Origin of the sequence: Cellulomonas sp. KH9, assembly GCF_900114185.1 — a bacterium.
GTDB lineage: Bacteria > Actinomycetota > Actinomycetes > Actinomycetales > Cellulomonadaceae > Cellulomonas.
Window position 1 is genome coordinate 1136035 of sequence record NZ_FOSE01000001.1, and the last position, 23487, is coordinate 1159521.

The following is a 23487-nucleotide window of genomic DNA, read 5'->3' on the forward strand; positions in this document are numbered from 1 at the left end:
CCGTGCCCGCCCCACCTGCCCTCGGAGAGGAGGACGTCGTGAGCACCCGCAAGGCCTGCCGACGCGACAGCCGACGCACCCGCGCCCTGTCCGCGCTGACCACGTGCGCGCTGCTCGCGGTGCTCGCCGCCGTCGTCGCGCTCGCGGTGGTCCCGCGGCTCCTGGGCGGCGCCGCCCTCACCGTGCTCACTGGCTCGATGGTGCCGACGTACCAGCCCGGCGACGTGGTCGTCGTGCGCGGTGTGGAGGACGCCGCGGCCGAGGTCGAGGTCGGCGACGTCGTGACGTTCCAGCCCGTGTCCGACGACCCCGCGCTGGTCACGCACCGCGTGGTGGGCAAGAGCCTCACCTCGGACGGCACCGCGTTCGTCACCCGTGGTGACGCCAACACCGCGGACGACGACCCGCTGCTGCCCGAGCAGATCAAGGGCATCGCGGTCTACCACGTGCCGTTCGTGGGGCACGTGTCGCTGTGGCTCGGCGGACACCGAGGAACTCTCGTGGTCGCCGTCGCGGGCGCGCTGATCACCTACTCGGTGCTCATGCTCCTGCGCCCTGAGAGGGCCCCGGCCCCGATCCCGGGGCCCGGTCCGATCGGGCGTCGAGGCGACGACCTGTCCGGCGCCCCCCGGGGCGACCGGACCGACGCAGCCCCCGTCCCCACCCCAGGAGGTGCACCATGAGCCGACGCCGCGACGCGACGAGGCTCGCGATCACGGGGGTCGTGGTCGCAGCACTGGCCGCCGGGTCGACCTACGCCCTGTGGGGGCGTGACGGCACCGGAGCCGGCGGGCTCGTCCGCAACGGTGACATCGGCGTCGAGCTCGTCGGTGACGCGGCCTGGCAGGAGACGAGCGTGGACGTGGCCGCCGCCGACCGGCGTGCCGGCACGGTCCGGGACGGCGTGATCGGTCACCTGGCCACGCCGGGGGACACGCTCGTCGTCACGCAGGGCTTCCGGCCGCGGCTCGAGGGTGACAACCTCGCCGCCCGGGTGACCGTCGCGTGGGCCGAGGGGTTCACCCCGCCGGCCGGCCTGACGGCGACGTACGTGGTGGTGGACCCCGACGGGAGGGCGACCGCGCCGACGGCCCTGGGGGCCGCCGTCGTCGTGCCGTCCGCGCCCGACACCCTGACCCCGGCGCAGGTCGCCGCGTGGGACGACGCGTCGTGGCAGGTCGTGGTGACGGCGCACGTGACGGGCGACGTCCCGCTGCTGGTGCCCGACGGCGGCGCGGTCCCGACCGTCGACCAGGCACCCGCGGCCGCGCTCGGCGGCATCCGGATCGAGCTCGCGCAGGTGCGCGACGGGGAGGGGTTCACCTCATGACGACCCATGTCCGTCCCCCCGTGCGCCGCCGTGCGACGACGCTGGTCGTCCTGGCCGCGGCGCTGCTGGGCCTCGGCGTCGGCGGGACCGCCGCGCTGTGGCGCGACGCCGTCGACGTGGACGCGCGCGTCCCGCTCGGTGTCGCCGTCTTCGGCGCCGGCGCGCCGGGCCAGGTGTCCTACGCGACGTCCGGGAGCACGGGCGTGGCGTACACGTTCGGGCCCGAGGAGGCGCGGACCCTGCACAGCGCGGGCGCCGTGGCGATCCCCGTGCAGGTCGACTCGCTGGCGCAGGGCAACCACGGCCTGACGTACACGGTCGAGCCGTCCGTCGTCGGCGGGCTGTTCGGCCGGTCCACGTGGACGCTCACGCAGGTGGCGTCGGCGCAGGCGTGCACGACCTCCGTGACCGGGGACTCCGCCCGCACGTCGACGCCGTGGGAGGCGACCTACACGGACGCCGTCGCGCCGACCTCCGAGTACTGGTGCCTGGTGGCGCGGTGGGCCCCCGTCTCCGGCACGCACGAGGACACCGTGACGGCCACGGGCAGCGTCACCGTGCCCGGCGTCGGCGACCCCGTCACCGTCACCGGGAGCGACACCTGGTCGGCGACGGTGGTCGAGGACGTCGACCCGGCCGACGAGCCCGAGCACACCCTGACGTTCACCTTCCGCACGTTCCGACCCGGGGAGCAGCCGTGACACGCGCGCGCACCGCCGCCGGGGCCGCACTGGTCCCGGCCCTGGCGCTGGCCACCGTCCTCGCGTCCGGCGGTGCCGCGGCGGCCTCGCCGACCGCCGTCGGCCCTGCCGCTGCAGCCGCCGCGGTACCCGCCACTGCGGCCGGCGCGGCAGCGACGGCCCTGGACACCCGGTGGCAGACGCCCACCGTCTCCCTGGCGTGGGACGGGTCGACGGTGGTGACCGCCGACGAGTCCTTCGTCGGCGTCCCCGTGACCGTGCCGGGCGACCGTGCCGTGCGGACCCTGCGCGTGCGCAACGACGGCGCCACGGCGGGGACCCTGCGCGCCTGGGTCCAGCAGGTCGAGATCGCGCCGGCCGCGGTCGACGACCCCTTCTACGACGACCTGCGGCTCGACTGGTCCACGGCGTCGGGCACCGGTGCGGCCTCGTTCCGCGACCTGGCGGCCGCGCGGCGCACGCGGGTCGCGCAGGTGCCCCTCGCGGTGGGCGAGAGCACCGTGATCGAGGTCGGGTACGCCTTCCCGCTCGCGGCGACCAGCGGCAACCGTGCCGCGGTCGGCGCCCGCCAGGCGTCGTTCGTGGTGCACCTGGAGATCGGCGGCGACCTGCCCGGGTCGACGCCCGGCGCGGACCCGGACCCGGGCCCGGTGCCCGGTCCGGGGACCGGCCCGACCACGGGCCCGCTGGCCATGACCGGGGCGGACCTGGCGCGCACCGCGCTCATCGCGCTCGGTGCCGTCGGCACCGGCGGGCTGCTGGTCGCCGGGGTGCGTCGTCGGCGCCGGCCGGACGGTGCGTCGGGGCTCCGCGGGCCCTCCTGACGGGACCGCGTCCAGGAAGGATGCGGTGCCGCGCCGTCTGCGGGGTAGTCTCTACCGGCGGTCCGTCCCGCTCTTCGACGGCGACGGGGTCTGAGGACGGCCCACACAGCAGGAGGACGACAGGTGCTAGGTGCATTCGTTCGGGCGTTCAGGACGCCCGACCTGCGGCGCAAGCTGCTCTTCACCATCGGCATGATGGTGCTGTTCCGCATCGGGTCGTTCCTGCCGACCCCTGGGGTGAGCTACCCGAACGTGCAGGCCTGCATCGAGCAGACCGCCGAGAGCGACCTGCTGGGGCTGGTGAACCTCTTCAGCGGCGGTGCGCTGCTGCAGCTCTCGGTCTTCTCGCTCGGGATCATGCCGTACATCACCGCGAGCATCATCATCCAGCTCCTGCGCGTGGTGATCCCCAAGTTCGAGGAGCTCCACAAGGAGGGGCAGTCCGGCACCGCGAAGCTGACGCAGTACACGCGGTACCTGACCATCGGGCTCGCCGTCCTGCAGTCGACGACGATCATCACCTTCGCGCGCAGCGGCAACCTGTTCCAGGGCTGCTCGCTCGAGGTCATCCCGGACGACAGCCCGATCACCCTGCTGATCATGGTCATCACCATGACCGCGGGCACCGGCCTCATCATGTGGCTCGGTGAGCTCATCACCGAGCGCGGTGTCGGCAACGGCATGTCGCTGCTCATCTTCACGTCCATCGCCGCGTCGTTCCCCGGCGCCATGTGGTCGATCGCCGGCGGCGCCGGCGGTGTCGGCAAGTTCATCGCCGTCCTGGCGATCGTCGTGCTGGTCATCGGCCTGGTCGTGTTCGTCGAGCAGTCGCAGCGCCGGGTGCCCGTGCAGTACGCCAAGCGCATGGTCGGCCGCCGCATGTACGGCGGGTCGAGCACCTACATCCCGATCAAGATCAACATGGCCGGCGTCATCCCCGTGATCTTCGCGTCGTCGCTGCTCGCGGTGCCCACGCTGATCGCGCAGTTCGGTGACCCGACCGCGGGCTGGGTGCAGTGGATCAGCGTGAACCTGGCGGACCCGGGCGCGCCCCTGCACATGGCGCTCTACGTCGTCCTCATCATCTTCTTCTGCTACTTCTACACGGCGATCACGTTCAACCCGGACGAGGTCGCGGACAACATGAAGAAGTACGGCGGCTTCATCCCGGGCATCCGGGCCGGCCGCCCCACCGCGGAGTACCTCGACTACGTCATCACGCGGATCACGGCACCGGGCTCGCTCTACCTCGCCATGGTCGCCCTGATCCCCATGATCGCGTTCATCGTGCTCGGGGTCGGCTCCAACATCCCGTTCGGCGGCGCGTCCATCCTCATCGTGGTCGGCGTCGGCCTCGAGACCGTCAAGCAGATCGAGTCCCAGCTGCAGCAGCGGCACTACGAAGGGTTCTTGCGTTGAGTGCACGTCTCGTCCTGCTCGGCCCCCCCGGAGCGGGGAAGGGTACGCAGGCCGTCCGTCTGGCGGAGCGGCTGGGTGTCCCGGCCATCTCGACGGGCGACATCTTCCGGTCGAACATCAAGAACGGCACCGAGCTCGGGCGTCGGGTGCAGGACATCACCGCGTCCGGTGCGCTCGTCCCGGACGAGCTGACGAACGAGCTGGTGCGCGACCGTCTGGCGCAGGCCGACGCGGTCGACGGGTTCCTGCTGGACGGGTACCCGCGCAACGTGGCCCAGGTCGCGGCGCTGGACGAGATCCTCGCCGTGACCGGCCGCGGGATCGACCTCGCGATCGAGCTGACGGTGGACCCGCAGGTGGTCATCGAGCGGCTGACGAACCGCGCGCAGATCGAGGGGCGGGCGGACGACACCGAGGACGTCATCCGTCACCGGCTCGGGGTCTACGCCGAGCAGACGGCCCCGATCTCGCAGGTGTACGCGGCGCGCGGCCTGCTCGTGCAGGTGGACGGCCTCGGCGAGGTCGACGACGTCACGGCCCGGCTCCTCGCGGCGCTGAGCCCCGTCCTGCCCTGAGGGCCCGGTCGTGTTCGGTCGCGAGCGCATCGAGTACAAGACCCCGGAGCAGGTCGCGGTCATGCGGCGTGCCGGCCTGGTGGTCGCGGACGCGCTGGACGCCGTGCGGGCGGCGCTGGCCCCGGGCGTGACGACGGCGGAGCTGGACGCGGTCGCGGAGGACGTCATCCGGTCCGCCGGTGCCACGCCGTCGTTCCTCGGGTACCACGGGTACCCGGCGTCGCTGTGCGTCTCCGTCAACGAGGAGATCGTCCACGGCATCCCGGGCTCCCGGGTGCTGCGTCCCGGTGACGTCGTCTCCGTGGACTGCGGGGCGATCGTCGACGGCTGGCACGGCGACTCGGCGTTCTCGGCCGTGCTGGACCCGGCCGACCCCGCGGACCTCGCGCTGGTGAGCACCACCGAGGACGCGCTGTGGGCCGGCATCGCCGCCCTCGCGACGGGGGAGCGGCTGGGTGCGGTCGGCGAGGCCGTCGAGGACGTCGTCGAGGCGGCCGCCGCCCGCACGGGGGGCGAGCCGTTCGGCATCGTCGAGGACTACGTCGGCCACGGCATCGGGACCGCGATGCACCAGCCGCCCGACGTCCCGAACTACCGCACCCGCGATCGCGGCGCGCGGCTCCGGCCCGGGCTGTGCGTCGCCGTCGAGCCCATGCTCGTGCGCGGCGCGGAGGCGAACCACGTGCTGGGCGACGACTGGACCGTGGTGACCGACGACGGCTCGCGGGCCGCCCACTGGGAGCACACGGTCGCGCTGCTCGAGGACGGCATCGTCGTGCTCACCGCGCGTGACGGCGGTGCCGAGCGGCTGCGGGCGCTCGGCGTGGAGGTCGCGGCGCTCTGACACCGCCGTGACCCGGCCCGTGCGCGGGCCCGCCCCCCGGCGACGCCGCGTCGCGCCCTGCGCGACGGCCCTGCCGGTACCGGCGCCGGCTGCGGCACCGTGGGGGAGCGGACGACGAGCAGGTCGTCCGGTCGCCGACGCGGGCCGGTCCCATGCCGCGACGCCCGTGCGTGGACGGTGTCCCCCGACGTCCGCGCACGGGCCGGGGGACGTCGGCCGGGGGCGTCGGCGTCGACCGCCGGAGCGCCGGCAGGCGCTCCGCGCGGGGGTGCGGCCCGAGCCGGGCGCGGGCCGGTACCGACCACCGTCGGGATGCCGTATGATCGTTCGTTGGTTGTGTGCGCCGTTCATCGGCGACCAGTCACCCCTCGCTCGTCCGCGGGACCTGTCACGGTCCGGCGGCGTCCGGCACGTCTGCCGGCCGGTGGTGCGGGGTGGTACGACCACCTGCAGGACACGTCGAGCACGACAGTTAGCGGAGGACATGGCCAAGAAGGACGGCGTCATCGAGATCGAGGGCAGCGTGATCGAGGCGCTCCCCAACGCGATGTTCCGCGTGGAGCTCGCGAACGGCCACAAGGTGCTGGCCCACATCTCGGGAAAGATGCGGCAGCACTACATCCGCATCCTCCCCGAGGACCGGGTGGTCGTCGAGCTCAGCCCGTACGACCTGTCCCGCGGGCGCATCGTCTACCGCTACAAGTAACCACCACCATCGAGACGCCGTCGGTCGGGCCCACGTGGCTCGGGACGCGGCGGCGGAGGAACGAACGCGATGAAGGTCAAGCCGAGCGTCAAGAAGATCTGCGACAAGTGCAAGGTGATCCGCCGGCACGGTCGCGTCCAGGTGATCTGCGAGAACCTGCGCCACAAGCAGCGCCAGGGCTGAGCAGCACGCACCACCGGCCCGCACGGGCCAGCAAGCGCACCGCCGCTCCGTGACGACGGCCCCCGGGCCCGGTACCACGGTGAACCCCCAGCTCGGAGGCTGGGGCCCGCAGACTCGCGGGAGGACGGTGCGGCAGACCTCCGAACGCCGTACAGGAGCCACCAGGCACATGGCACGTCTCATCGGTGTCGACCTCCCCCGCGACAAGCGGGTCGAGGTCGCTCTCACCTACATCTTCGGGGTCGGGCGCACGCGTGCGCAGCAGACCCTGGCCGCCACGGGCATCAGCCCCGACGTCCGGGTCAAGGACCTGGGCGACAGCGAGCTGGTCGCGCTCCGCGACTACCTCGAGGGGAGCTTCAAGCTCGAGGGTGACCTCCGTCGCGAGATCGCCGCCGACATCCGCCGCAAGGTCGAGATCGGCAGCTACGAGGGTCTGCGTCACCGCCGCGGCCTCCCGGTGCGTGGTCAGCGCACCAAGACCAACGCGCGTACCCGCAAGGGCCCCAAGCGCACCGTCGCCGGCAAGAAGAAGGCCGGGCGCAAGTGACGTCGCGGGCCGGTCGCGCCAGCCGCTGACCGCCCGCCCGTCGGCCCACCGACCCGCAGACCTCGAGAGAAGAAGAGATGCCTCCCAAGTCCCGCACCGCCGTGCGCAAGCCGCGCCGCAAGGAGAAGAAGAACGTCTCCCACGGCCAGGCGCACATCAAGAGCACGTTCAACAACACCATCGTCTCCATCACGGACCCCTCGGGTGCCGTGATCGCCTGGGCCTCGTCCGGCCAGGTGGGCTTCAAGGGCTCGCGCAAGTCGACCCCGTTCGCCGCGCAGCTCGCCGCCGAGGCCGCCGCGCGTCGTGCGCAGGAGCACGGCATGCGCAAGGTCGACGTCTTCGTCAAGGGCCCGGGCTCGGGCCGCGAGACGGCGATCCGGTCCCTGCAGGCCACCGGCCTCGAGGTCGGCTCGATCCAGGACGTGACGCCGCAGGCCCACAACGGCTGCCGTCCGCCCAAGCGTCGCCGCGTCTGACCCGCGTACGGCCGGGACGGTGCCTCGCGGCACCTGTCCCGGCCCTCGCGTGTCCGCCGCGCACGTCGGCCGTCGCCCCGCCGGGGCGCCGACCGAGGTGAGGCGGCGGATCGCACCCGCACTCTCGCCCGGACCTGCGGACCGAGGCACGTCCAGGCATGCAGTACCTGCGACAGCGTCATATGGCGGACGCTCGCGGAGAGGAATCACACCGTGCTGATCGCACAGCGCCCCACCCTGACCGAAGAGGTCATCTCGGAGCACCGCTCGCGGTTCTCCATCGAGCCTCTCGAGCCCGGCTTCGGCTACACCCTCGGCAACTCCCTGCGCCGGACCCTCCTGTCGTCCATCCCGGGCGCCGCCGTCACGTCCATCCGGATCGACGGTGTGCTGCACGAGTTCTCGACGATCCCGGGTGTCAAGGAGGACGTCACCGAGATCATCCTCAACATCAAGAACCTCGTCGTCTCCTCGGAGAACGACGAGCCCGTCGTGATGTACCTGCGCAAGCAGGGTGCGGGCGAGGTCTCCGCGGCGGACATCGTGCCGCCGGCCGGTGTCGAGGTCCACAACCCCGACCTGCACCTGGCCACGCTGAACGAGAAGGGCAAGCTCGAGATCGAGCTGACCGTCGAGCGCGGCCGCGGCTACGTGTCGGCGAACCAGAACAAGTCGTTCGACGCCGAGATCGGCCGCATCCCGGTCGACTCGATCTACTCGCCGGTGCTCAAGGTGACCTACAAGGTCGAGGCGACCCGTGTCGAGCAGCGCACCGACTTCGACAAGCTCATCGTCGACGTCGAGACCAAGCCGGCGATCAGCCCGCGCGACGCGCTCGCGTCGGCGGGTCGCACGCTGGTCGAGCTGTTCGGCCTGGCGCGCGAGCTCAACGTCGAGGCGGAGGGCATCGAGATCGGCCCGTCGCCGACCGACGCCGCTCTCGCGGCCGACCTGGCGCTGCCGATCGAGGACCTGCAGCTGACCATCCGGTCGTACAACTGCCTCAAGCGTGAGGGCATCCACTCCGTGGGTGAGCTCGTGGCGCGGTCCGAGGCGGACCTGCTGGACATCCGCAACTTCGGTGCGAAGTCGATCACCGAGGTCAAGGAGAAGCTCGCCGAGCTGGGCCTGACGCTCAAGGACAGCCCGCTGGACTTCGACCCCTCGGCCGCCGGCGGCTACTACGGGGACGACGAGACCGACTTCGTCGAGGACGAGCAGTACTGACGTGAGTGGTCCCGGGCCCGCGCGCTGATGCGCCGGACCCGGGGACGTCGCCCTCACCTGGAACTCAAGGAGTAGAGACCATGCCCACGCCCACCAAGGGTCCCCGGCTCGGTGGTAGCCCGGCGCACGAGCGGCTGATCCTCGCGAACCTCGCGACGGCCCTGTTCGAGCACAAGCGGATCACCACGACCGAGACGAAGGCCAAGCGGCTGCGCCCGCTCGCCGAGCGGCTCATCACGTTCGCCAAGCGCGGCGACCTGCACTCGCGTCGTCGCGTGCTGACCGTCGTGCGGGACAAGAGCGTCGTGCACACGCTGTTCACGGAGATCGCGCCCGCCGTGGCCGACCGCCAGGGCGGCTACACGCGCATCACCAAGATCGGCCCGCGCAAGGGCGACAACGCCCCCATGGCCGTCATCGAGCTCGTCCTCGAGCCGCTGTCGCCCAAGCAGGCCGTCGTCAAGGAGGCCACCAAGGCCACCGAGAAGGCCGCGCCCAAGAAGGCCGAGAAGCCGGTCGAGGACGCGCCCGTCGAGGACGCACCGGTCGAGGACGCGCCCGTCGAGGACGCACCCGCCGACGCCGACAAGGCCTGACGCACCCCGCACCACCGGCAGGGCCCGGGCACCTCACGGTGCCCGGGCCCTGCTGCGTCACGCCCTCGTGGTCCGGCGGGAGCCGGGCCCGGGCGCGCAGTAGCCTCGCAGCATGGCGGCACCCGCGCCCCCGGTGGTCCTCGTGCACGGCATGCGCGCGTCCCGCACCATGTGGCGCGCGCAGCAGGACGCGCTGCGTCGCGCCGGGCACGTCGTCGTCGCGGTGGACCTCCCGGGCCACGGGGAGCGGCTCGGGGAGCGGTTCACGCTCGACGGGGCGGTGGCGGCCGTGCGGGACGGGGTGAGCGCCGTGGGCGGTCGTGCCGTCGTCGTCGGGCTCTCGCTCGGTGGGTACACGGCGATCGCCCACGCGGCACGGCACCCCGAGCAGGTCGTGGGCCTGGTCGCGGCGGCCTGCTGCACCGTGCCGCGCCCGGCGGTGGTGCGCGCGTGGGGTGCGGCCGCCGACGGCTTCTTCGCGCGCCTGCCGGACCGGGGCGCTGCGATCAACCAGGCCCTCGTGGACCGCACGCTGCCCCCGGCGAGCGCGGCCGACGTGGGGGCGGGTGGTTTCGCGCTCGACGTCGTCGGTGACGTGATGCGTGCGATGCGGGAGGCGACACCGCTGGCGGACCTCGCCCGTGTCGAGGCGCCCGTGTGGCTCGTCAACGGCCGGTACGACCACTTCCGCGGCGACGAGCGGCGGTACCTCGCGGCGTGCCGGGAGGGGCACCTCGTCGTCGTGCCCGGGGCGACGCACCTCGTGAGCCTGGTGCGCCCGGTCGCGTTCACCCGGGTCCTGCTCGAGGTGCTGGACGACCTGGCGGCGCGGGAGGCGGTCTCAGTCGTCCCGGCCGACGAGGTCCCAGGCGCGCACGCCGCCGACGATGCCGGCCTGGTTCGGCACGACGACGAGGTCGTCGCCGAGCCGGTCCAGCGTCGCGGCCGTGACGCGGCGGGCGTTGCCGCCGCCGAGGTACACGCGGTCCCACCGGAAGACGGGCCGGAACCCCTCGACGACCTTGCGGACCCGGCGTGACCACAGCGCGTCCCCCAGGCGGGCGCGCTCGTGCTCACCGATGTACGCGTCGTACGTGGTGCCCCAGCGGACCGGTGCGTGCGACAGCTCCAGGTGCGGTGCCAGGCGTCCGCCGTCGAACAGGGCGGACCCCAGGCCCGTCCCGAGCGTGAGCACCAGCTCCAGCCCGGTCCCGGACACGACGCCGGCACCGTGCACCTCCGCGTCGTTGAGCACGAGCGTGGGGACGCCGAGCCGCTGCGTGAGCAGCGCCTGGACGTCGCAGCCGGACCACGCCGTGAGCAGCTCGGGCAGCACGGCGGACCGGGGGCCCGAGCGCGTCACGTAGTGCGGCGTGGCCACGACGACGCCGTGCCGGATCATCCCGGGCACCCCGACGGTCGCGCGCTGGGCGTGCGGCAGCCCGGACGCGATGTCGCTGATGGTGTCGGCCAGGCGGTCCGGGGGCAGCGGGTAGGGCGTCGGGACGCGGACGGCCGGCACGTGCAGGGTGCCGGCGGCGTCGAGCACGGACGCCTTGATGCCGCTGCCGCCGCAGTCGACGGCGAGCGTGTACGGCTCGGGGCCCCTGGTCACCGTGCCACGGTAGCCCGCCGGTTACGGTGGGCCCGTGACCGGCGTCGACGAACCCCCCGTGCGGCTGCGTCTGGACCTGGCGTACGACGGTGCCGGGTTCGCGGGCTGGGCGCGTCAGCCCGGGCTCCGCACGGTGCAGGGGGTGCTCGAGGACGCCCTGGCGACCGTCCTGCGCAGCGGGCCGCGGGGGGAGCCGCCGCCGCGCGCCACGGTCGCGGGGCGCACCGACGCGGGCGTGCACGCCCGGGGCCAGGTGGCGCACGTGGACGTCGTGGCGCAGGCGCTGGAGGCCGCACGCGGCCGGTCGGACCGTCCGGACGTCGACGCCCTGACGACCCGTCTGGCGGGCGTCCTGCCCGCCGACCTCGTGGTGCACGCGGTGACGCGGGCGCCCGCGGGGTTCGACGCGCGGTTCTCGGCGCTGCGGCGCCGCTACGCGTACCGCGTGTGCGACGCGGACGCCCTGCGGGACCCGCTGCGTCGCGGGTGGGTGCTCTGGCACCGCCGCCCGCTGGACGTCCCGGCGATGGACGCGGCCGCGCGGGCGCTGGTCGGGCGGCACGACTTCGCGGCGTACTGCAAGCCGCGGCCCGACGCCACGACCATCCGCACGCTCGAGCGGTTCGCGTGGTCGCGGCCGGCAGAGGGCCCGGACGCCGGCCTGGTGGTGGCCGACGTCCAGGCCGACGCCTTCTGCCACTCGATGGTGCGGGCGCTGGTCGGTGCGAGCCTCGCCGTGGGGGAGGGGCGGCGCCCGGTGACCTGGCCCCGCGAGCTGCTCGACGGCCGGCGCCGGGAGGGCGGCGCGACCGTGGTCGCGCCGCACGGGCTGACGCTCGAGGAGGTCGGGTACCCGTCGGACGACGAGCTGGCGCTGCGCGCCGCGCAGACGCGTGCGCGGCGCGCAGCGGACGACGTGGACGGGGCGCGTCCCCCGTCGGGGTGCTGCGGCTGAGACGTCGGGTCAGCGCACCTCGTCGGTGAGGTCGTCGTCGACCGTGTCGACGACGTAGTCCTCCTCGATCACGTGCACCGCGGCCTCCTCCGCCGAGGCGGCGCCGCCGGAGACGCCCGCGTCGACGGCGAACCCGTCGGTGCCGCCGGCGTCGACCGCGTCGTCGTCCTCCACGAGGCGACCGGCGCGCAGCTCCTCGCGGTTCGCCGGGGGCGTGGGGTCGACCTCCCACACCTCGGGCTCCTCCTGCGCGACGCGCTGGTCGAGGGTCTCACCGCGCGCCTCCTCCCAGGCGGTCTCGCCGAAGTGGGCGGAGGCGGGCCGGGGGCGCTCCGGCGGTGCGACGCCCTCGTCCAGCGGGTCGTCGACGCCGCGCTCGACCAACGTGTCCTCGCCGGGCAGCTGGTTGCTGTCGCCCTCGGAGCCGAGAGCCGGATCGGTGCTGGTGGCTGGGGTGTCCTCGCTCATGCCCACGACCCAAGCACCGGTGGACACCTCCCGCCACAGGACGGCGCCCGTGCGCTGCACATTGCGCTTCCTCCTGCGGCGGCCCGGCCGGGAGACTGGCGCGCATGGGTCATCTCGACGTCGGTGGTGTCGGCTGGACGCTCCCCGACGGGCGGCGTCTGCTGCACGACGTGACCTTCCGGGTCGGTGAGGGCTCCCGCACGGCACTGGTCGGACCCAACGGCGTCGGCAAGTCCACGCTGCTGCGCGTCGTCACCGGGGAGGCCACGGCGCACACCGGGTCGGTGCAGCGCAGCGGCGGCCTGGGCGTCATGCGGCAGGACGTGGGCCGGATCGACGACGACCGCAGCGTCCGCGACCTGCTGGCGGGGCTGGCGCCGGCGGCGGTGGCAGCCGCCGCGGCCGAGCTGACGGCCGCGGAGCTGGCGATGATGGAGCGCGACGACGAGCCGACGCAGATGCGCTACGCCCAGGCGCTGGCGGACTGGGCCGACGTCGGCGGGTACGAGGCGGAGGCCGGCTGGGACCGCGTGACCGACGCCGTGCTGTCGCTGCCGTTCGACCGTGCCCAGCACCGCGACGTGCGGACGCTGTCGGGCGGGGAGCAGAAGCGCCTCGTGCTGGAGGCGCTGCTGCGGGGGTCGGACGAGGTGCTGGTGCTCGACGAGCCGGACAACGCGCTCGACGTGCCGACCAAGCGCTGGCTGGAGGACCGGCTCGTGGCGAGCGGGCGCACCGTGCTGTTCGTCAGCCACGACCGTGAGCTGCTCGCGCGGGTCGCCACGCACGTGGCGACGCTCGAGCCCACGCCGGGCGGTGCACGGGTGTGGGTCCACGGGGGAGGGTTCGCGTCGTACGCGCAGGCCCGCGCCGACCGCCGCGCCCGGCACGAGGAGCTGCTGCGGCGCTGGGAGGAGGAGCACGCGCAGCTCCGTGAGCTCGTCGTCTCGCTCAAGCAGCGGGCGACGTTCAACGACGGCATGGCGTCCCGCTACCAGGCGGCGCAGACGCGGCTGCGGCGGTTCGAGGAGGCCGGCCCGCCGGCGGTCGTCGCGCGCGAGCAGCACGTCGCGGTCCGTCTGCGCGGCGGACGGACCGCCAAGCGGGCCGTGGTGGCGCAGGCTCTCGAGCTCAGCGGCCTGATGAAGCCGTTCGACCTGGAGGTCTGGTACGGCGAGCGGGTCGCGGTGCTGGGCTCCAACGGGTCGGGCAAGTCCCACTTCCTGCGGCTGCTCGCGGCCGGGGGCAGCGACCCCGAGCACGCCCCGGCCGGCGACGTGCCGGTCGCGCCCGTCGCGCACACCGGGAGCGTCGTGCTCGGCTCGCGGGTGCGGCCGGGCTGGTTCGCGCAGAACCACGCGCACCCCGAGCTCGTCGGCCGCACGCTGCTGGAGGTCCTGCACCGCGGCGACGGGCACCGCGCGGGTCTGGGCCGTGAGGCGGCGAGCCGGGCGCTGGACCGTTACGAGCTCGTCGACGCGGCCGAGCAGCGCTACGAGACGCTGTCGGGCGGGCAGCAGGCGCGGCTGCAGATCCTGCTCCTGGAGCTCGGCGGTGCGACCCTGCTGCTGCTCGACGAGCCGACGGACAACCTGGACCTGCACTCGGCCGAGGCGCTCGAGGCGGGGCTCGCGGCGTTCGAGGGCACCGTCCTGGCGGTGACGCACGACCGGTGGTTCACGCGCACGTTCGACCGCTTCCTCGTGTTCGGCGCCGACGGCTCGGTCGTCGAGACGCCGGAGCCCGTGTGGGACGCGGGGCGCGTGCAGCGGGTGCGCTGAGGGCGTCGGCGGTGCGCCGGAGGCGCCTCGAGGGTGCCTCCGGGGTGGTCCCGCGGCGCCGGTTTGGCCCTGGCTGGGCCGTGCCGTAGTCTGTTGTGTCGTTGTGCGTCCCCTGTCGCGCACCGGTGGCTTCTCACCACCGGGTGCCGATGGCCGTCCTGGTGCGATCCCACTCGCCGGGCGGGATGCTCCGGCAGCCATCCTCGGCCGGTCGCCCTGCGCGCCCGGCCACGACACGTATCACGAGACAGAGGCACCCCGTGCGCACGTACACCCCGAAGCCCGGCGACGTCGAGCGGAACTGGTACGTCATCGACGCGACCGACGTCGTGCTCGGCCGCCTGGCCAGCCACGTGGCCACGCTGCTGCGCGGCAAGCACAAGGCGACCTTCGCTCCCCACGTCGACGGCGGTGACTTCGTCATCGTCATCAACGCGGAGAAGGTCGCGCTGACCGGCAACAAGCGTGAGACCAAGCTCGCGTACCGCCACTCCGGCTACCCGGGTGGCCTGCGGGCGACCCGTTACGTCGACCTCCTCGAGAAGCACCCCGAGCGGGCGATCGAGAAGGCCGTCCGCGGCATGCTGCCCCACACGACCCTCGGTCGTGGACAGCTCAGCAAGCTCAAGGTCTACCGCGGTGCGGAGCACCCGCACGCGGCCCAGCAGCCGAAGCCGTTCGAGCTGACCCAGGTGGCGCAGTAAGCCCCCGGCTGCTGCGGCAGAGAAACTAGAACGCGAGGATCCCGTGGCTCAGACCACCGTCGAGACCGAGTACGAGGGCGACGACACGCCCACCAGCTACACCTCCGAGACCGCTGCGCCCACCGGCCGCGGACAGTCCCTCACGGCACCGGGCCAGGCGCTCGGCCGCCGCAAGGAGGCCGTCGCCCGCGTCCGTCTGGTGCCCGGCACCGGCCAGTGGAAGATCAACGGCCGTGCACTCGAGGAGTACTTCCCGAACAAGGTGCACCAGCAGCTCGTCAACTCCCCGCTGAAGCTCGTGGACGTCGAGGGTCGTTTCGACGTCGTCGCGCGCATCACCGGTGGCGGCGTGTCCGGCCAGGCCGGCGCGCTGCGTCTGGGCATCGCCCGGGCGCTCAACGCCATCGACGCGGAGAACAACCGCCCGGCCCTGAAGAAGGCCGGCTTCCTCACGCGTGACGCGCGTGTGGTCGAGCGCAAGAAGGCGGGTCTCAAGAAGGCCCGCAAGGCGCCGCAGTACTCGAAGCGCTGATCCCAGCGCCTCGGCCCGATGGCCCCGGCGGTCGCCAGACCGCCGGGGCCATCGGCATGTCGGGAAGCAGGTCAGCACCGGTGCGCGGCGTGCGACGCCGTGGACGGATCAGGCAGGACGCCGGGCGCCGGACCCCTCGGGGTGCCGTCGGCCGGCACGGCGAAGGAGTCAGGTGATGGGTCGTCTGTTCGGGACCGACGGGGTGCGGGGTCTCGCGAACCGCGACGTCACGGCGGAGGTCGCGCTCGACGCGTCCGTCGCCGCCGCGCACGTGCTCGCCACGCAGGGGGCGTTCGCCGGGCACCGGCCGCGTGCCGTCGTGGGGCGCGACCCGCGGGCGTCCGGTGAGTTCCTCTCCGCGGCCGTCGCCGCCGGCCTCGCGTCGGCCGGTGTCGACGTGGACGACGTGGGCGTGCTGCCCACCCCCGCCGTGGCGTACCTGACCGCGGCCCGGGGCGTCGACCTCGGGGTCGTGCTCTCGGCGTCGCACAACCCCATGCCGGACAACGGCATCAAGTTCCTCGCCCGGGGCGGCCAGAAGCTCGACGACGACGTCGAGGCGGCCATCGAGGCGCGCATGGGCGAGGCGTGGGACCGGCCCACGGGTGCCGCCGTCGGGCGGATCCGCATCGACGCCGGCCTGGCCGGGCGGGAGTACGTCGACCACCTCGTGACGACCGTCGGCACGCGGCTGGAGGGTCTGCGGATCGTCGTCGACTGCGCCAACGGCGCGGCCAGCGAGGTCGGCCCCGCCGCGCTGCGGGAGGCCGGTGCGGACGTCGTGGTCATCAACGCCTCGCCGGACGGGCGCAACATCAACGAGGCGTGCGGGTCGACGCACCCCGAGCAGCTGCAGGCCGCCGTCGTCGCCGCGCGGGCCGACCTGGGCGTCGCGTTCGACGGTGACGCCGACCGCTGCCTCGCGGTCGACGCGCAGGGTGTGCTCGTCGACGGGGACCAGATCATGGGCATCCTCGCCGTCGCGCTGCGCGACCGCGGTGCGCTGCCGCACGACACCCTCGTGACGACGGTGATGAGCAACCTGGGGCTGCGGATCGCCATGCGGGAGGCGGGTATCGCGACCGTCGAGACGGGCGTCGGGGACCGGTACGTCCTCGAGGCCATGCGCGCCGGCGGCTACGGCCTGGGCGGCGAGCAGTCCGGTCACATCATCCTGGCGGCGCACGCCACGACCGGTGACGGTCTGCTCACGGCGCTGCAGCTCGCCGCGCGCGTCGTCGAGACCGGACGCCCTCTGGCGGACCTCGCGGCGATCGTGCGCCGCCTGCCTCAGATCCTCGTGAACGTGCCGGGCGTGGACCGCGCGCGCACCGACGACCCCGTGCTCGTGGACGCCGTCGCGAGGGCGGAGAAGACGCTCGGCGACTCCGGGCGGGTGCTGCTGCGCCCGTCGGGCACCGAGCCGCTGGTGCGGGTCATGGTGGAGGCGGGGACGCAGGACGAGGCGGAGCGCATCGCGCACGAGCTGGCCGACGTGGTCCGCACGCGCCTGGCGCTCTGACGCAGCGGCACGACGGAGGGGGTGACCGTGGTGGACGGACGGGACGGGGTCGTGCGTGACCTGGTGCTGCGCACGCTCGACGCGGCGCACGCCGCGGGACCGGACGCCGTCGCGCCGATCGTGCAGGCGGGTCACCCCGTGCTGCGGGCGGTGGCCGTCCCCTACGACGGTCAGGTCGGTGCGGCCGAGCTGACGGACCTGCTGGCGCTCATGCACCGCACGATGCGGGCGGCGCCGGGCGTCGGGCTGGCCGCGCCGCAGATCGGCCTGCCGCTCGCCCTCGCGGTCGTCGAGGACCCCGGGGCGGGTGACGACGAGGTGGCGCGCGTGCGCGAGCGCCCGGTGCTGCCGTACCGGGTGCTGGTCAACCCGTCGTACGCGCCCGCGGGCGACGACCTCGTGGCCTTCTACGAGGGCTGCCTGAGCGTCGTCGGCTACCAGGCGGTCGTCCCGCGACCCCGCGCCGTGCACCTGACGGGGCTCGACGAGACCGGCACCCGCCTCGACGAGGTGCTCACGGGCTGGCCCGCCCGGATCGTCCAGCACGAGACCGACCACCTGCGGGGGACCCTCTACGTCGACCGGGCCCTGACCCGCTCGATGTCCGCGACGGACGCGTGGGGCGCACACTGGGGTGCGGAGCCCGTCCCGCGTGAGGCAGCGCGGGCACTCGGCTTCGATCTGCCGGACACGGCACGAGGAGGTGCCGGGGAGGAGTCGCCATGAGGCCGTTCCTGTTCCTGGGCGTGCGTCCCGAGGACGGGCCCGCAGACGACGAGTACGCGGCCGTGCTGCGGTGCACGGGCCTCGACGAGTCGACGATGCGTCGGGTCCGGCTGGAGGCGGCACCGCTCGGCGACGTCGACCTGGACGAGTGGTCCGGCATCGTGCTGGGCGGCGGGCCGTTCTGCGTCAGCGACCCGGAGGCCACGAAGTCGCCCGTGCAGCGCCGGGTCGAGGCCGACCTCGCGCGCCTGCTCGACGCGGTCGTCCCGGCGGACGTGCCGTTCCTCGGGGCCTGCTACGGCATCGGCACCCTCGGGCGCCACCAGGGCGGTGTGGTCGACCGGCAGCACCCCGAGCCGGTCGGCGCCGTCACCGTGGAGCTCACCGCGCAGGGCGCGGCGGACCCGGTCCTCGGGGCGGGACCGGCCACGTTCCGGGCGTTCGTGGGGCACAAGGAGTCGCTGAGCGTGCTGCCGCCGCACGCCGTGCTGCTGGCGACGTCGGCCGGCGCGCCCGTGCAGGCCTTCCGGGTGGGCTGCAACGTCTACGCCACCCAGTTCCACCCCGAGCTCGACGTCGCCGGGCTCGCGACCCGTGTCGAGGCCTACCGTTTCGACGGGTACTTCGACCCCGAGGAGGCCGGGGACGTCGTCGCCGCCGCGCGCCGCAGCGGTGTGCACACCGTGCCGCCGGTGCTGCGGGCGTTCGTCGACCGTCACGTCCGTCCACGGGACCACGGGCGCTCACGCGCTGTCGTCCCCGGGAGCGAGATCGGGGTCGCTCAGGGCTGATTCGGGGGTTGCCCCCATGTACGGGCCGCGGACCGGCGCCTAGCGTGGACGTGTCGGCCTCGTCGGGGGGTGGGCGCGACGAGGGGAGAGCACGTGCTCGAGCACTGGGTGCTGGAGATGGCGGCGTCACCATGGGTCTTCGCGGCGCTGTTCGTGTTCGCCACCGTGGACGGGATCTTCCCGCCGATCCCCAGCGAGTCCGTCGTGATCGCGCTCTCGTCGCTGTCCGCCTCGACGGGCAGCCCCGTGCTGTGGGCCGTCGTCGTGGTCGCGGCCCTCGGGGCGTTCACGGGTGACCAGATCGCCTACCAGGTCGGCACGCGGGTCCCCATCCGCCGGCTGCGCCTGTTCCGCGGGCGGCGTGGCCAGCGCGTCCTCGACTGGGCCGAGCACGCGCTGCGCGACCGCGGTGCGGCCTTCATCATCGCCGCCCGCTACATCCCCGTCGGCCGGGTCGCGGTCAACATGACGGCCGGCGCCCTCGGCTTCCGCCGCCGCCGGTTCGTCCTGCTCACGGCGATCGCCGCGATCACCTGGGCGGGCTACTCGACGCTGATCGGGATCGGCACCGGTGCGGTGCTGGGGCACTCGCCGCTCGTGGGCGTCGCCATCGGGGTCGTCGGCGGGTTCCTCATCGGCCTGGCCGTCGACCAGGTCCTGCGGCGGTTGCTGGGCATCGACACGCCGGCCGTGCCACCGGCCTCGCCCGACGAGGGCGGCGGGCGGTCGCCGTCGGTGGACCGGCCCGGTGACGGCGAGGTCTGCCCCGACGTGGTCGTGCACCGCAGCGAGGACACGGCCGCGTGACTCGTGGTCTCGGTCACGTTGACCTCGTGAAGGTGTCGGTGTGACAACGATCCGGTATCGACCGTCCGGGTGACCGCGCACGGGAGCCGCGGGCGTCCTACCGTAGGACCAGGACGACGTCGGAGTCGGCCTCCCCGCGCACGCGAGGCCCCCGGGCACCACCCGGGGGTCGTCCGTCGTGCCTCCGGGGTCGGCGACCAGGCGGGAGTACGAGGGTGCGAGCAGCGGGACGAGGTGCGGCGGTGGCCGTCGTCCTCGTGCTCGGCGGCTGCGCCGGCTCGGCGCCCGCGGCCTCTGACACGGCGACGGCCGAGGTCCGCACCGACGCCAGCTGCCTGGACGTCGGGGTGCTCGAGGCGCTGGGCCTCGAGCTCGACGCGTCGCGCGCGGCCGACGCCGCCGAACCCGCCGCCCGCGGCCTGCCGCCCGCGGACTTCGTCGCGGACACCGCGCTCGTGTGCGACCGCGGCGAGACGCTGCGCGACTCGGCGGGCCGGTGGTGGGCCGTCACCGCCACCCGCCTCGAGGGTGACCTCGGCCCCCTCGTCGAGGTCGTGACCCGCGCGGCACCGGGGGAGTGCGGCACCGCCGTCGTCCCCCAGGTCTGGCTGGTCGACGCCATGGGGGCAGCCGTGCTGCTCCCCGCGGACGCCGCCTGCGAGGGTGCCGCGACGGCCGACGCGCTCGACGCCCTCGACGTGCTCGACCGCACGGAGCACCCGGTCGCGCTCGCGCAGCCGGTCGCCGCCTCCGCCCCCTGACCCGCCGGCGCCCGTACCGGGCGTCAGATCTTGCGCAACCGCACCCGCTGGACGGCGTGGTCCGGGCCCTTGGTCAGCACGAGCGTGGCCCGGCTCCGGGTCGGCAGGATGTTCTCCTCGAGGTTGGGCGCGTTGATGCTGTCCCAGATGCTCTCGGCGCGCGCCACCGCCTCGTCGTCGGTCAGCGACGCGTAGCGGTGGAAGTACGACTCCGGCCGCGCGAACGCCGTGGCGCGCAGCGAGAGGAAGCGGTCGACGTACCACTGCTTGACGTCCGACGTCCGCGCGTCGACGTAGATGGAGAAGTCGAAGAAGTCGCTCAGCGCGAGGTTCGAGGTGCCCTCGAGCGTCGGGCGCGCGGGCTGCAGCACGTTCAGGCCCTCGACGATGAGGACGTCCGGCTGGCGCACCACGACGTGCGCGCCGGGCACGATGTCGTACGTCAGGTGGTCGTACACCGGGACGGTGACCTCGGGGCGTCCCGCCTTCACCTTCGACACGAACCGCAGCAGGGCGCGGCGGTCGTACGACTCGGGGAACCCCTTGCGCTGCAGCAGCCCGCGGCGCTCGAGCTCGGCGTTCGGGTGGAGGAACCCGTCGGTCGTCACGAGCTCCACCCGCGGCGTGGCCGGCCACCGCGCCACGAGCTCGCGCAGCAGCCGTGCGGTCGTCGACTTGCCCACGGCCACCGAGCCGGCCACGCCGATGACGAACGGCGTCCGCCCGACGTCCTCCCGCAGGAACGTGCTCGTCGCGTGGTGCAGGCCGCGGGTCGCCTGGATGTACAGGTCCAGCAGCCGGGACAGCGGTCGGTAGATGGCGTCCACCTCGGCCAGGTCGATCGGGTCGCCCAGACCTCGCAGGCGCTCGACGTCGGCGTCGGTGAGCGGCAGGGGCGTCGAGGCGGACAACCGGGTCCAGGCGTCACGGTCGAGGTCGACGTAGGGGGTGGCGGGGACCAGGGTCGGCACCCGACGATTGTTCCCCATGCGGGGCGCTGCGCCGTCGCGCCGCGGCGACGGTGTCGGGCAAAGGTTCGCCCGTTAGGATCGGCCGCATGTGTGGAATCGTCGGGTACGTGGGCAGCGCCGGTCCGAGCGGACGACCGCTGGACGTGGCGCTGGAGGGGCTCCGGCGTCTGGAGTACCGGGGGTACGACTCGGCGGGCGTGGCGCTCGTCGTGCCCGGCGGCGAGCTCGCCGTGGCGAAGAAGGCGGGCAAGCTCGCCAACCTCGTCGAGGAGCTCGACGCGCACCCGCTGCCCCCGGCGACCGCGGCGATCGGCCACACCCGCTGGGCCACCCACGGCGGCCCGACCGACGTCAACGCGCACCCGCACGTCTCCGGGCGGCTCGCCCTCATCCACAACGGCATCGTGGAGAACTACGCGGCCCTCAAGGCGGAGCTGCTCGCCGAGGGCGTGGAGTTCCTCTCGGAGACGGACACGGAGGTCGTCGCGCACCTCGTGTCACGCGCCTACGACGCGACCAAGGACCTCACGGCGGCGCTCGCGGGCGTGGCGCGCCGCCTGGAGGGCACTTTCACGCTGCTGGTCGTGCACGCCGACGTCCCCGACACGGTCGTCGGCGCACGCCACGACTCGCCGCTGGTCGTCGGGCTCGGTGACGGCGAGAACTTCCTCGGGTCGGACGTCGCGGCGTTCATCGGCTCGACGCGGCAGGCGCTGGAGCTCGGGCAGGACCAGGTCGTCACCATCACGCCGACGTCCGTGACCGTGACGGACCTCGACGGGACCCCCGTGCAGGCCGCTCCCTACACCGTGGACTGGGACATCAGCGCCGCCGAGAAGGGCGGCTTCCGGTCCTTCATGGACAAGGAGATCAACGACCAGCCGCAGGCCGTCGCGGACACGCTGCTCGGCCGCCTCGACCTGGCCGGTCACCTGGTCCTCGACGAGATGCGGATCGGCGAGACGGTGCTGCGCTCGGTCGACAAGATCGTCGTCGTCGCCTGCGGGACCGCCGCGTACGCGGGGCACGTGGCCAAGTACGCCGTCGAGCACTGGTGCCGCATCCCGGTCGAGGTCGAGCTCGCGCACGAGTTCCGCTACCGCGACCCGGTGGTCGACGAGCGGACGCTCGTCGTGGCGATCTCCCAGTCCGGCGAGACCATGGACACGCTCATGGCGCTGCGGCACGCCAAGGAGCAGGGCGCCACGACGCTCGCCATCGTCAACACGCACGGGTCGACGATCCCGCGCGAGGCCGACGCGGTGCTGTACACCCACGCCGGCCCCGAGATCGCGGTCGCGTCGACCAAGGCGTTCCTCGCGCAGATCACGGCCGCCTACCTGCTCGGCCTGTACCTCGCCGAGCTGCGCGGCAACAAGTTCCCCGACGAGGTCGCGGCCACGCTGAGCGAGCTGCGGGAGATGCCGGGCAAGATCCAGCAGGTGCTGGACCGCTCGGAACGCGTCCGGGAGATCGCCCGGTGGATGTCCGACACGCAGTCGGTCCTGTTCCTGGGGCGGCACGTCGGCTACCCCGTGGCGCTGGAGGGTGCGCTCAAGCTCAAGGAGCTCGCGTACATCCACGCCGAGGGGTTCGCCGCGGGTGAGCTGAAGCACGGTCCGATCGCGCTGATCGAGCCCGGCCAGCCGGTCTTCGTCGTCGTCCCCTCGCCGCGTGGGCGCAACTCGCTGCACTCCAAGGTCGTCTCCAACATCCAGGAGATCCGGGCGCGCGGCGCCCGCACGCTGGTGGTCGCGGAGGACGGGGACGACGCGGTCGTGCCGTACGCCGACGAGGTGTTCTTCGTGCCGCAGAGCTCGACCCTGCTCGCGCCGCTGCTGGCCGTCGTGCCGCTGCAGGTGTTCGCCTCCGAGCTCGCGCACGCCAAGGGCCTGGACGTGGACCAGCCGCGCAACCTGGCGAAGTCCGTCACGGTCGAGTGACGCCCGTGCACGGCGCCACCGGGGGTGCCGCGTGATCGTCGGCGTCGGCATCGACGTCGTCGACGTCGCGCGGTTCATGGCGACGATCGAGCGGGTCCCGGCGCTGCGTGCCCGGCTGTTCACGCCGGACGAGCGCGACCTGCCCGACACGTCGCTGGCCGCCCGGTTCGCGGCCAAGGAGGCGATCGCCAAGGCACTGGGTGCACCGCCGGGCATGCGGTGGCAGGACGCGACGGTGCGTCGTGCCGCCGGCGCGCAGCCGGTCGTCGAGGTCGTCGGCACCGTGCTGGCGCGCGCCCAGGAGCTGGGGGTCGACCGGTTCCACCTGTCGATCTCGCACGACGCGGGCATCGCGTCGGCCGTCGTCGTCGCCGAGCGCGACGCCTGACGCACCGACGCACGGGCGCCCCGGCGCGCTGACCGGGCCGCGCTCGCGCCGCGTGCGGAGCGGGTCCGACGGTGCGCACGGTGCGCAGA

At 73.8% G+C, this 23487-nt stretch carries 27 protein-coding genes and 1 pseudogene; 25 read left to right on the top strand and 3 right to left on the bottom strand.

Features of this window, described 5'->3' with window-relative positions; all coding sequences use genetic code 11:
- Nucleotides 1–38 precede the first annotated feature (38 nt).
- The 14 genes and pseudogenes from BMZ16_RS05190 to BMZ16_RS19680 all read left to right on the top strand — a co-directional run.
- The gene (locus BMZ16_RS05190; protein ID WP_177199592.1) at nucleotides 39–683 is read left to right on the top strand and encodes a signal peptidase I; all 645 of its coding nucleotides are present in this window, start codon (nucleotides 39–41) and stop codon (nucleotides 681–683) included.
- Nucleotides 680–1330, top strand: coding sequence for a hypothetical protein (locus BMZ16_RS05195; protein ID WP_089798449.1), 651 nt, complete (start codon nucleotides 680–682; stop codon nucleotides 1328–1330). Before BMZ16_RS05190 ends, BMZ16_RS05195 begins: the two co-directional genes overlap by 4 nt.
- A complete protein-coding gene (locus BMZ16_RS05200) occupies nucleotides 1327–2031 on the top strand; it encodes a hypothetical protein (RefSeq protein ID WP_143082760.1) in 705 nt (234 codons plus the stop codon). The genes BMZ16_RS05195 and BMZ16_RS05200 overlap by 4 nt, the downstream gene beginning before the upstream one ends.
- Complete coding sequence (locus BMZ16_RS05205; protein WP_089798451.1) at nucleotides 2028–2855, top strand: hypothetical protein; 828 nt, start codon at nucleotides 2028–2030, stop codon at nucleotides 2853–2855. Before BMZ16_RS05200 ends, BMZ16_RS05205 begins: the two co-directional genes overlap by 4 nt.
- 123 nt (nucleotides 2856–2978) lie before the next feature.
- Nucleotides 2979–4274 carry a preprotein translocase subunit SecY gene (gene secY, locus BMZ16_RS05210; RefSeq protein WP_089798452.1) on the top strand — a complete coding sequence of 432 codons (1296 nt, stop codon included), beginning with the start codon at nucleotides 2979–2981 and terminating at the stop codon, nucleotides 4272–4274.
- On the top strand, nucleotides 4271–4849 hold the full coding sequence (locus BMZ16_RS05215; RefSeq protein WP_089798453.1) for an adenylate kinase: 579 nt from the start codon (nucleotides 4271–4273) through the stop codon (nucleotides 4847–4849). The genes secY and BMZ16_RS05215 overlap by 4 nt, the downstream gene beginning before the upstream one ends.
- 10 nt (nucleotides 4850–4859) lie before the next feature.
- Nucleotides 4860–5693, top strand: a complete 834-nt coding sequence (gene map / locus BMZ16_RS05220) for a type I methionyl aminopeptidase (RefSeq protein ID WP_089798454.1) — start codon at nucleotides 4860–4862, stop codon at nucleotides 5691–5693.
- A 484-nt stretch (nucleotides 5694–6177) separates the two neighbouring features.
- Nucleotides 6178–6399 (top strand): translation initiation factor IF-1, encoded by a 222-nt coding sequence (gene infA, locus BMZ16_RS05225; protein WP_012877432.1) that lies wholly within the window; start codon nucleotides 6178–6180, stop codon nucleotides 6397–6399.
- Nucleotides 6400–6468: 69 nt separating this feature from the next.
- Nucleotides 6469–6582: a 50S ribosomal protein L36 gene (gene rpmJ, locus BMZ16_RS05230; RefSeq protein ID WP_013117849.1), complete on the top strand. Its 114-nt coding sequence runs from the start codon at nucleotides 6469–6471 to the stop codon at nucleotides 6580–6582.
- A gap of 169 nt (nucleotides 6583–6751) precedes the next feature.
- Entirely contained in the window at nucleotides 6752–7132 is a 381-nt protein-coding gene (gene rpsM / locus BMZ16_RS05235; RefSeq protein ID WP_089798455.1) for a 30S ribosomal protein S13, read from the top strand.
- Between the two features lie 77 nt (nucleotides 7133–7209).
- A complete protein-coding gene (gene rpsK / locus BMZ16_RS05240; protein ID WP_013117847.1) occupies nucleotides 7210–7611 on the top strand; it encodes a 30S ribosomal protein S11 in 402 nt (133 codons plus the stop codon).
- Between the two features lie 213 nt (nucleotides 7612–7824).
- The gene (locus BMZ16_RS05245) at nucleotides 7825–8838 is read left to right on the top strand and encodes a DNA-directed RNA polymerase subunit alpha (protein ID WP_089798456.1); all 1014 of its coding nucleotides are present in this window, start codon (nucleotides 7825–7827) and stop codon (nucleotides 8836–8838) included.
- Between the two features lie 80 nt (nucleotides 8839–8918).
- Entirely contained in the window at nucleotides 8919–9434 is a 516-nt protein-coding gene (rplQ, locus tag BMZ16_RS05250; protein ID WP_089798457.1) for a 50S ribosomal protein L17, read from the top strand.
- Nucleotides 9435–9603: 169 nt separating this feature from the next.
- Nucleotides 9604–10164, top strand: a pseudogene (locus BMZ16_RS19680) (alpha/beta fold hydrolase); the annotation flags it as partial.
- 111 nt (nucleotides 10165–10275) lie between these two features.
- Here BMZ16_RS19680 and BMZ16_RS19685 read toward each other — a convergent pair.
- A complete protein-coding gene (locus BMZ16_RS19685) occupies nucleotides 10276–11049 on the bottom strand; it encodes an ROK family protein (RefSeq protein ID WP_089798459.1) in 774 nt (257 codons plus the stop codon).
- 34 nt (nucleotides 11050–11083) lie between these two features.
- On the opposite strand from BMZ16_RS19685, the gene truA reads away from it, so the two are divergent.
- The gene (gene truA, locus BMZ16_RS05265) at nucleotides 11084–12004 is read left to right on the top strand and encodes a tRNA pseudouridine(38-40) synthase TruA (protein WP_089798460.1); all 921 of its coding nucleotides are present in this window, start codon (nucleotides 11084–11086) and stop codon (nucleotides 12002–12004) included.
- Nucleotides 12005–12013: 9 nt separating this feature from the next.
- On the opposite strand, the gene BMZ16_RS05270 is transcribed toward truA, so the two are convergent.
- Nucleotides 12014–12472, bottom strand: a complete 459-nt coding sequence (locus tag BMZ16_RS05270; RefSeq protein ID WP_089798748.1) for a DUF5709 domain-containing protein — start codon at nucleotides 12470–12472, stop codon at nucleotides 12014–12016.
- A gap of 104 nt (nucleotides 12473–12576) precedes the next feature.
- Here BMZ16_RS05270 and BMZ16_RS05275 point away from each other — a divergent pair, with 104 nt between their 5' ends.
- The 8 genes from BMZ16_RS05275 to BMZ16_RS05310 all read left to right on the top strand — a co-directional run bounded on the left by BMZ16_RS05275 (nucleotide 12577) and on the right by BMZ16_RS05310 (nucleotide 20096).
- Nucleotides 12577–14253: an ATP-binding cassette domain-containing protein gene (locus tag BMZ16_RS05275; RefSeq protein ID WP_089798461.1), complete on the top strand. Its 1677-nt coding sequence runs from the start codon at nucleotides 12577–12579 to the stop codon at nucleotides 14251–14253.
- A gap of 260 nt (nucleotides 14254–14513) precedes the next feature.
- A complete protein-coding gene (gene rplM / locus BMZ16_RS05280) occupies nucleotides 14514–14957 on the top strand; it encodes a 50S ribosomal protein L13 (protein ID WP_089798462.1) in 444 nt (147 codons plus the stop codon).
- A gap of 43 nt (nucleotides 14958–15000) precedes the next feature.
- Complete coding sequence (rpsI, locus tag BMZ16_RS05285) at nucleotides 15001–15489, top strand: 30S ribosomal protein S9 (RefSeq protein WP_089798463.1); 489 nt, start codon at nucleotides 15001–15003, stop codon at nucleotides 15487–15489.
- A 175-nt stretch (nucleotides 15490–15664) separates the two neighbouring features.
- Complete coding sequence (gene glmM / locus BMZ16_RS05290) at nucleotides 15665–17011, top strand: phosphoglucosamine mutase (protein WP_089798464.1); 1347 nt, start codon at nucleotides 15665–15667, stop codon at nucleotides 17009–17011.
- Nucleotides 17012–17041: 30 nt separating this feature from the next.
- Complete coding sequence (locus BMZ16_RS05295; RefSeq protein ID WP_089798749.1) at nucleotides 17042–17737, top strand: peptide deformylase; 696 nt, start codon at nucleotides 17042–17044, stop codon at nucleotides 17735–17737.
- Nucleotides 17734–18528, top strand: coding sequence for a glutamine amidotransferase (locus tag BMZ16_RS05300; protein ID WP_089798465.1), 795 nt, complete (start codon nucleotides 17734–17736; stop codon nucleotides 18526–18528). The genes BMZ16_RS05295 and BMZ16_RS05300 overlap by 4 nt, the downstream gene beginning before the upstream one ends.
- Nucleotides 18529–18621: 93 nt before the next feature.
- Nucleotides 18622–19335: a DedA family protein gene (locus BMZ16_RS05305; RefSeq protein ID WP_089798466.1), complete on the top strand. Its 714-nt coding sequence runs from the start codon at nucleotides 18622–18624 to the stop codon at nucleotides 19333–19335.
- 242 nt (nucleotides 19336–19577) lie between these two features.
- On the top strand, nucleotides 19578–20096 hold the full coding sequence (locus BMZ16_RS05310) for a hypothetical protein (RefSeq protein WP_089798467.1): 519 nt from the start codon (nucleotides 19578–19580) through the stop codon (nucleotides 20094–20096).
- Between the two features lie 23 nt (nucleotides 20097–20119).
- On the opposite strand, the gene coaA is transcribed toward BMZ16_RS05310, so the two are convergent.
- Nucleotides 20120–21085, bottom strand: coding sequence for a type I pantothenate kinase (gene coaA / locus BMZ16_RS05315; RefSeq protein WP_089798468.1), 966 nt, complete (start codon nucleotides 21083–21085; stop codon nucleotides 20120–20122).
- Between the two features lie 68 nt (nucleotides 21086–21153).
- Here coaA and glmS point away from each other — a divergent pair, with 68 nt between their 5' ends.
- Together glmS and BMZ16_RS05325 are read left to right on the top strand one after the other, a co-directional pair.
- Nucleotides 21154–23010, top strand: coding sequence for a glutamine--fructose-6-phosphate transaminase (isomerizing) (gene glmS / locus BMZ16_RS05320; RefSeq protein ID WP_089798469.1), 1857 nt, complete (start codon nucleotides 21154–21156; stop codon nucleotides 23008–23010).
- Between the two features lie 31 nt (nucleotides 23011–23041).
- Nucleotides 23042–23398 carry a holo-ACP synthase gene (locus tag BMZ16_RS05325; RefSeq protein ID WP_089798470.1) on the top strand — a complete coding sequence of 119 codons (357 nt, stop codon included), beginning with the start codon at nucleotides 23042–23044 and terminating at the stop codon, nucleotides 23396–23398.
- The last annotated feature ends 89 nt before the right edge of the window (nucleotides 23399–23487 follow it).